Source organism: Gordonia sp. SGD-V-85 (genome assembly GCF_001456905.1).
GTDB lineage: Bacteria > Actinomycetota > Actinomycetes > Mycobacteriales > Mycobacteriaceae > Gordonia > Gordonia hongkongensis.
In genome coordinates this window covers 77,133-84,269 of the sequence record NZ_LNQO01000024.1, presented here as the reverse complement: position 1 = coordinate 84,269, position 7,137 = coordinate 77,133, and the positions used below count along the sequence as shown (strand labels likewise).

Below are 7,137 nucleotides of genomic sequence, written 5' to 3'. Positions count from 1 at the left end.
GTCACCGCCGCCCACCCCACCTCAGAACCCGAACAACCAGCGAACCCAACGCTGGCGATCCACCCTGCCCACACACCAGCACCAACCATCAAAAGGCGACACCGACAACCGATCGGCGAAACCCTACCCACCCGTGAAAGATTCAGGCTGAGGAGCGCCCGGAGCTTGCGGAGGGCGCGTCACGAAGGGTCCTGGCGACCGAGCTCGGGAGACCCTTCGTGACGCTCGCAAGCTCGCTCCTCAGGGAGCAGGGACGGGCTCGCTTGCTCGTGGGGAGCGGGAGAGCCGCCCCACCGGCTCAGCGACCCTTGAACTCGGGTTTGCGCTTCTCGAAGACGGCGGTGATGGCCTCGGTGAGGTCCTCGCTGGGCAGGAACGCGGAGTTCCACGCGGCGACGTAGCGGAGGCTGTCGTGGACGGCGGCGCTGCGCGAATGGTCGAGAACGGACTTGATGCCGTGGACCACGAGCGGCGGGTTGTCGGCGATCTCGCGGGCGGTCGAGCGGGCGAGCTCGAGCACGGCGGTCTGATCGTCGGCGACGTCGTTGACCAGACCGATCTTCTCGGCGCGGGCGGCGTCGATGTCCTTGCCGGTCAGCGCCAGCTCCCGCATGTGACCGTCGCCGATGATGAACGGCAGGCGCGCGAGTGTGCCCACGTCGGCGACCATCCCGACCTTCACCTCACGCACGCTGAACTTGGCGTCGGCGCTGGCGTAGCGCACATCGGCCGCGCAGATCAGGTCCACACCGCCACCGATGCACCAGCCGGACACGGCTGCGACCACCGGCTTGCGACAGTCGGCGACCGCGGTGATGCCGGCCTGGAGTGTGCGGAGCGAGTCGAGGAATTCGGTGCGCGGCGCCGCTTTCGCGTCCCCGGCGAGGACGGCCGACAGCGTCCCGCCCATCGCGACGAGGTCGAGGCCGTAGGAGAAGTTCTTGCCCGACCCCGTCAGCACCACCGCGCGCACTTCCGGATCGGTGTCGAGGTGCCCGAACAGCTCCGGGAGTTCCTGCCAGAAGTCCGGTCCCATGGCATTGCCCTTGCCCGGGCCGATGAGGGTGACCTCGGCGATGTGGTCGGAGACGGTGACGTCGAACGCGGTCCAGGCGCGGTCGTTCCAGGCGTGGTCTGTCATGCGAGGGAGCCTACTCGGCGGTCAGAACCGGCCGTGTCCGGATCCGCCGACGGCAACCGACGGCGACCGGTCGGGGCGAGAGCGGTGCGTCGACCCTGTTAGATGGGCACATGAGCGGATACATCCAGGAGGACATCGACCCGGACGAACTCGCGCACCGGACCGAACTCGCGTCCGCCATCGCGGGCAGCGTCCGGGACTTGATCGATGCGACGGTGCGCACCGAGGTCGGTGAGACAGACATCGCGGAGGCGAGGCGGCTCATCGCCGCCGCCACCGAGATCCTCCGGAAGGACCAGCTGCCGGGCCCGTTCGGCATCCGATTCAACTCCGACGGCACCAAACGGTCCTGGGGCAATGCCGTTCTGGGGCGGCGGAACCCGATCGCACCGCCGGTCGAGCTCCATCACGAATCCGAGTACAGCTGGCTCGAGGTCGCACTCGGTCCCCAGTACGAGGGTCCGGCCGGACTCGTCCACGGCGGCGTGCTCGCGCTCGTCTTCGACCAGCTGCTGGGTTCGACCGCGGAGTTCCAGGGTGTGCCCGGGATGACCGGCACCCTCACCGTCCGGTATCGGCGCGGTACGCCGCTCGGGGTGATCCGCGGCGAGGCGCGCGTCGATCGGGTCGAGGGTGTGAAGACGTTCGTCACGGGGACGATCTCGGTCGACGGCCAGCTCACGGCCGAGTGCGAGGGGATCTTCATCCTGCCGCGGTGGGCTCGCGGTGAGGTGCCCGACGCCATGCGGAACTCGGTCGGCGAGGGCTGACGCCCCGCCACCGCCGACAGACCCCCGACGCGGCCGGCCCGTCGCCCGACGACCGGTCAGACCTCCGCGTGAGTCGGCCGCGGCCCGACAGGCGAGTAGCGCGCACACAGGAACGCGCCGTTGCGTGCGAAGTCCTGCAACTCGAAGTCGTAGGCGCGCGGGAAGAGTGGTCGGCCCGACCTCAAGGTGACGGGCGCGATCGACACGATGACGTCGTCGAGCATTCCGGCTTCGGCGAACTGCGCGGCGAGGTCGCCGCCGCCCACGACCCAGACGTGGCGGTCGCCCGCTGCGTCGACCAGACGGTCACGGAGGTCTCCGGGGCTCCCGGCGACCACCGAGATGGTGTCCGACACCGGCGTCAGTGACTGATGGGTGAAGACGAACGTCGGTATGTCGTATGGCCACGGCTTCCCGTCGGAGACCTCGTGGTCGAGGATCCACCGGTAGGTCGTCGCGCCCATCACGGCGACACCGACCTGCCGGAAGAAGTCGTCGTAGTTCATCGGCCCGCCCTCCTCGAGCGGCTGGCTGAGCAGCCAGTCGAGGTTGTCCCGGTCGTCGGCGAGGAAGCCGTCGAGGGTCGTTGCCGTGTAGTAGCGGAATGCCATCAGAATCCTCCGGAGTGTTTGCGGTGCCACATGATCGGGTCGGGATCGAGAGTCGGGGCGGTGACGTCGACGCCGGAGTCCCGCAGCATCCAGCGGGCGACGAGCCGACGATGTGCGGAGAACGTCAACACGTGCGCGACGATCTGGGAGAGCAGGAACGATTCGGGTGGGTCGCACAAGGCGTCGATCACGCGGTCCTGCCACGCGCCGCGTCGGTCGATGTCACGGATCAGGGCGAGCCAGCGCGGTGCAATGTCGCGATGCAACTCGATGAGGTCGGTCAGTTGGGTCGGTGCGGCCGGCGGCAGGTCGGCTCCCTCGATCGTCGACAACCAGGGGAGTTTGTCGCCGACCAGATGGGAAATGACTTCTGCGAGAGACTCTTCCGGTCCACTCCAGGACAGCAGCTGGTTACCCGCGAGACGCGGCGCGGTCCACGACGCGGCGTCGAGCCCCTTCGCGGCGTCGAGGAGCGCCTCGATGTCGTCGAGGTCGTGGCGAATCATGAGCATCACCACATTGCCCGCATCCTCGGTCGTGGGTGAGCCGCTGTCGACGTACAGCGCAGTGGGCGAGTGGAAGTGGATGCCGTTCGGCGCCGGCAGCCAGTGGCTGTGCTCTCCCACCGCACCCATGCGGCCGGGACTGTGTCCGAAGGCGCGGCTGAAAGCACGCGAGAAGCCGTCGACGGACGAGTACCCGGACTCGAAGGCCACATCGGTCACCGACTGTCCCCGCTGGAGGAGCCACGCCGCACGTTCGAGGAGGACGCGGCGCCGCAGGGCCACCGGTGCCTCGCCGGCACCGCGCCGGACCTGCCGGGTGAAGTGGAACGGCGACGCGTAGGCGCCCGAGGCCATGTCGTCGAGCGAGGTGTTGTCCTCGGACAGCACCGCGTCGAGAAGCTGCCGGAGACGGTCACGGTCGGTAGAGGTCACCCTCTGAGTATGGAACCGCGAAAGCCGTTCCCGCCCGACCGAAATTGCTCCACCGGGCGGCGGTGCCGATCAGTCCCTCGTCAGCAGGGGGATCAGACGTTCGGTCTTGGCCTCGGTCCAGCCCGGCGGCTGCAGGATCTTGGCCCAGGCTGCCGGGATCGCGGACATGTAGTTGTGTCCGTGGCCGTCGGGGACTCCGACTGACACCGCCATGTCGGCGCTGACCTGCAAGAAGGTCACGAACGGGATCCACCGCATCGCCGACAGCACGTCGCGTCCGGGTTCCTCCTCGAGCCAGTCCGGCTCGCGGAGGATCAGTCGCGGGTTCCACCACGAGATCGGATCGGAGGCGTGCTGCAGATACACCGCGCGACCCGACGGCGACGTCCACTCGGTGGTCGGCTTGTCGAGGTCGGGTGCGTCGGCGATGAATCGGACCTGTCGTCCGTCGTCGTAGGTGGGCAACACTTCCGGCGTCCCGTCGTCGCGTGACCCGGTCGTGTCCACCCACAGTTTGTTGTTGAAGGTCGGTCCGCTGAACAACGCACCGTCGGTTCGCGCGCTCAGCGCCGGGATGGTCCCGAACGCCGACTCGGCCGCGAACGAGCCGAGGCTCTCGCCGAAGACGACGAGCTTGGGGCGTTGGGCCTCAGGTACCTCGCGCACCCGTTCCGAGACCGCCTCGAAGAGCGCCTGCCCGGCCTGCCGCGCGCGTTCCTTGTCGACGAGGAACGACAACCAGCTCGGCAGGTACGAGTACTGCATGCTCACCGTCGCCGTGTCGCCGTTGTACATGTACTCGAGCGAGTCCACCGTCGCCTGGTTGATCCACCCGGTGCCGGTGGTGGAGGCGACCGCGATGAGTTTGCGCTGCAACCCGCCGGCGCGGACGAGTTCCTCTGCGGCGAGTTCGGCATTGGCACGCAGATCTGTACCCGAGCCGAGCCCGACGTAGGCGCGGATCGGTTCCATGGCGGGGGACCCGTTGAACGCGCTCAGCTCTTCCACGGTGGGCGACACCGAGATGAAGATCCGGCCTTGACGCCCGAGCGAATCCCAGGTCACCAGCGAGCCCGGACCGCCCGAGCGCTGCGGGGTGGTCGGCGGACTGGAGTCCGCGGTCGTCTCGTCGTTGACCGCGGCGAACGACGAGTTCAGCGCCTGCATACCGTAGTTGGCGACGACGCCGTTGAGGACCAGCACCGTGATGATGATCCCGATGGTCGCCGCGGCGAAGGCCGAGATACGCGGCGGCGCCACGCGATTGAGTTTCCGGACGAGCCACTTCACCCCGTCGCCCCACGCCTGCCCGATGGTCATCAGCAGGGCGAAGACCACCACGGCGATGAGCAGGATCTGCGGGTAGGCCGTCCAGGACAGGAGGTCGACCCCCATCATCGTCCGGACCTGGTCCTGCCACCGCTGGAACGCGACCAGCATGACGACGGTGCCCGCGATCGCGGCCAGGCCCAGCGCCGCCCAGAGTCGGCGCATCGGCGCGGGCCAGGGTTCCTCCCGGGAGATCATGTAACGGATCAGCCAGGACACCAGCACACCGAGGCCGTACCCGACCGCGGCCGAGGCCCCGCTCACGATGCCCTGGAACAGCGGCCCGCGCGGCAGGAGCGACGGCGTCACCGACAGCCACAGAAAGACGAGCGCGACCGTCAACCCGACGCAGGAATACCGGTGGAGCCGCCGCCGCCACCACCACGACGGCTTCTGTCCTTCTGCCGGGCCGGTGGCGCCGGACTGCTCCGGAACCGATGCTTCGTCCGGTTCCGGAGCGGCAGGTGGTTGCGAGGTGGGCGTGGTCGACGACACGTGGGTTCCTCTTTTCTCGAGAACCCGGAAACCGTAACACCGATCGCGGTGTGGCAGCGGCGCTTACGGCGACCGTGACCGTGGTGCCATCCAGCGGCGTCCGTTACTTGACCTCGGACCGCAGAATCCGTAGCACCCCGAACGCCAGGGGCAGCCCGATCCAGATCACTGCCGAGACGAGCATCCTCGTCCATTCGCCCCCGGTCGCCCAGTCGCCCTCTTGAAAGGGCACGTTCGTCAGGCCGGTGTCCACCCACTGGCCGAGATTGTCCTTGAACCACGGGACCAGCTGGCTGACCACGGTCAGAGCGGTGGGCAGCGCGAAGTAGGCGACGATCGCGCCCGGGGTGTTCAGGATCAGGGCGGCGAAGCCGAAACCGAGCAGCAAGCCGAAGGTCTGCGAGACAAACGAATTCACGAACCCGGCGAGCGTGAGGTCCCAGGAGCCGGCGGGATCGGGGAACGCCAGACCGGCGATTCCGTTGCCGATGACGCCGAGGATGAGCGCGACCGCGACCGCCGCGACGGCGGTGAGGAGCGCCGCCACCAGCTTCGCTCCGACGACGCGCTGCCGTCGGGGTTCGAGGGTGAATGTCGTCAGCGCGGTGCGTTGGCTCCATTCCCCGGTCACGAGCAGGATCGCGAGGATGGGCAGGATGATGGCGGTCGGGATGTTCATCATCCCGAAGAACTGTCCGAGGTTGAGGTTCTCGGGGCTGTTGCGGTTCGCGATGAGCATCGCGATCACGACGATCGCCGCGATGACTCCGATCGAGGCGGTCAGCCAGAAACCCGCACGCGTGTCGACGAGCTTGCGCAGTTCGACGCGGACGAGTCGGGAGAACGGGATTCCGGGGCGCTCGACGTCGATCACGTCGGTGTGCGGCACGGGGGTGCCGAAGTCGGCGAGGGTCATCGAGCTGCTCCTTCGAGTGTGGTGTGTTCACGCTGGGTGTCCGCGGTCAGCTGCAGGAACATCGCCTCGAGCTGGGCGCCGTCCGCGGGCCGCAGCTCGGTGAGGACGACGCCGACGGCGGCCGCGGCGCGGCCCACGTCGATGGGGTCGGCGTCGACATCGAGTCCGCCGGAGGCGTTGCGTTGCAGGGTGATCCCGGCTGCGTTCAGCGCCTCGCCGAGGGTCGCGTCGTCGAGTGATCGGACGCGTGTCCCGGCGCCGGCGAGCAATTCGTCTTTGGTGCCCTGGGCCACGATCCGGCCGTTGCCGATCACGACGATGTCGTCGGCGACGATCTCGATCTCGTGCAACAGGTGCGACGACAGCAGCACCGTGCCACCGCGATCGGCGTACCCGCGCAGCAGGGTTCGCATCCAGTGGATGCCCGCCGGGTCCAGTCCGTTGGCCGGTTCGTCGAGGATCAGGATCTTCGGGTCCCCGAGCAGGGCTGCGGCGATACCGAGACGCTGGCGCATGCCGAGGGAGTAGTTGCGCACTCGTCGCCCTGCCTCCTCCGGGGTGAGGCTGACCAGCTCGAGCATCTCGTCGACGCGGTCGTGGCCGATGCCCATGGTCATCGCCGACAGTCGCAGGACCTCCGCGCCCGTCCGGCCGGCGTGCTGAGCCGAGGCGTCCAGGAGGATGCCGACCTGCGTGCCGGGATTCGGGATGGACCGGTAGTCGACGCCGTAGAGTTGCGCCACCCCCGACGTCGGCGGCGTCAGCCCGGCGATGATCCGCATCGTCGTCGACTTCCCGGCGCCGTTGGGGCCCAGGAATCCGGTCACCTGCCCGGGGCGGCAGGTGAACGACACGTCGTCGACTGCGACGTAGTCGCCGTAGCGCTTCGTCAGATTCTTCACTGTGATCATGTCGTCCATCGTGTCGTTTCCGCACG

Annotated in this window: 7 protein-coding genes; 1 reads left to right on the top strand and 6 read right to left on the bottom strand. The window is 68.3% G+C overall.

Translation table 11 applies throughout. The features are described from left to right. Positions 1–298: 298 nt before the first annotated feature. On the bottom strand, positions 299–1,141 hold the full coding sequence (locus AS181_RS21425) for a crotonase/enoyl-CoA hydratase family protein (RefSeq protein ID WP_058253511.1): 843 nt from the start codon (positions 1,139–1,141) through the stop codon (positions 299–301). Between the two features lie 110 nt (positions 1,142–1,251). Between AS181_RS21425 and AS181_RS21420 the strand changes: the two genes are divergently transcribed. Beyond that, complete coding sequence (locus AS181_RS21420) at positions 1,252–1,911, top strand: PaaI family thioesterase (protein ID WP_058253510.1); 660 nt, start codon at positions 1,252–1,254, stop codon at positions 1,909–1,911. A 56-nt stretch (positions 1,912–1,967) separates the two neighbouring features. Here AS181_RS21420 and AS181_RS21415 read toward each other — a convergent pair whose 3' ends face one another. From AS181_RS21415 to AS181_RS21395, 5 genes are all read right to left on the bottom strand, one after another. Next, complete coding sequence (locus AS181_RS21415) at positions 1,968–2,522, bottom strand: dihydrofolate reductase family protein (protein ID WP_058253509.1); 555 nt, start codon at positions 2,520–2,522, stop codon at positions 1,968–1,970. After that, on the bottom strand, positions 2,522–3,460 hold the full coding sequence (locus AS181_RS21410) for a helix-turn-helix domain-containing protein (RefSeq protein ID WP_058253508.1): 939 nt from the start codon (positions 3,458–3,460) through the stop codon (positions 2,522–2,524). The genes AS181_RS21415 and AS181_RS21410 overlap by 1 nt, the downstream gene beginning before the upstream one ends. Positions 3,461–3,529: 69 nt before the next feature. Next, positions 3,530–5,284, bottom strand: a complete 1,755-nt coding sequence (locus AS181_RS21405) for an alpha/beta hydrolase (RefSeq protein WP_058253507.1) — start codon at positions 5,282–5,284, stop codon at positions 3,530–3,532. A 103-nt stretch (positions 5,285–5,387) separates the two neighbouring features. Next, positions 5,388–6,200, bottom strand: coding sequence for an ABC transporter permease (locus AS181_RS21400; RefSeq protein ID WP_058253506.1), 813 nt, complete (start codon positions 6,198–6,200; stop codon positions 5,388–5,390). Beyond that, positions 6,197–7,120: an ABC transporter ATP-binding protein gene (locus AS181_RS21395; RefSeq protein WP_058253524.1), complete on the bottom strand. Its 924-nt coding sequence runs from the start codon at positions 7,118–7,120 to the stop codon at positions 6,197–6,199. Before AS181_RS21395 ends, AS181_RS21400 begins: the two co-directional genes overlap by 4 nt. Between the last annotated feature and the right edge of the window lie 17 nt (positions 7,121–7,137).

Excerpts from the sequence above, each read along its gene's own strand:
- AS181_RS21425 (WP_058253511.1), bottom strand. The coding sequence starts at position 1,141 with ATGACAGACCACGCCTGGAACGACCGCGCCTGGACCGCGTTCGACGTC.
- AS181_RS21420 (WP_058253510.1), top strand. The coding sequence starts at position 1,252 with ATGAGCGGATACATCCAGGAGGACATCGACCCGGACGAACTCGCGCAC.
- AS181_RS21415 (WP_058253509.1), bottom strand. The coding sequence starts at position 2,522 with ATGGCATTCCGCTACTACACGGCAACGACCCTCGACGGCTTCCTCGCC.
- AS181_RS21400 (WP_058253506.1), bottom strand. The coding sequence starts at position 6,200 with ATGACCCTCGCCGACTTCGGCACCCCCGTGCCGCACACCGACGTGATC.
- AS181_RS21395 (WP_058253524.1), bottom strand. The coding sequence starts at position 7,120 with ATGGACGACATGATCACAGTGAAGAATCTGACGAAGCGCTACGGCGAC.